Genomic DNA, 520 nt, shown 5'->3' with positions numbered 1-520 from the left:
CCGTTGGTGAGCCCACCCTCGCGGCCGAGGCCGCCGGAGATCGCGCCACCGATCGCCCCGCCGGCGGCGGACTGCCAGACGGCGGTGAAGTCGTCACGGGACAGTTCGCGGTCGCCTTTGGCGGCCTGGATCAACCGGATCCCCAGATCCAGCCCGCCCTCTTCCAACGCACCCAGAGCGGCTTCCTTCACCACCCGCGACACGATCCGCTGCAACAACTGCTTCATCAGCATGCGGATGGTGATCTGGGTGGCGACCCGGGCGGCGGCTCCGGCCGCGGCGCCGGCGGGGGCACCGACACCGGTCGCGGCAGCCGCCAACGCGGCGGCCATTTCCACGGCGAAGATCACCAGCTGGGCGATGATCATCAACTTGGTGTGTTCGATGTCGTTGGCGCCGTCATCGACCACATCGGCCTGGTCTTTCAACAACCCGGTCAACGCGGAGAGGGCGCCGTCGTTGTTGCCGAGTTTCTTCCAGAACGCCTCGATCGCATCGGCGGTCTGCCCATCCAGCGCGG

The 520-nt window shown here is 68.3% G+C and carries 1 pseudogene; it reads right to left on the bottom strand.

The window, feature by feature from the left end:
- Positions 1-520, bottom strand: a pseudogene (locus FEK34_RS30335) (hypothetical protein); the annotation flags it as partial.

Origin of the sequence: Nocardia cyriacigeorgica (assembly GCF_005863245.1) — a bacterium.
In the GTDB taxonomy this organism is placed as follows: Bacteria; Actinomycetota; Actinomycetes; order Mycobacteriales; family Mycobacteriaceae; genus Nocardia; species Nocardia cyriacigeorgica_C.
Note: the sequence above shows the minus strand (reverse complement) of the source record. Positions and strands in the feature narration are given on the sequence as shown.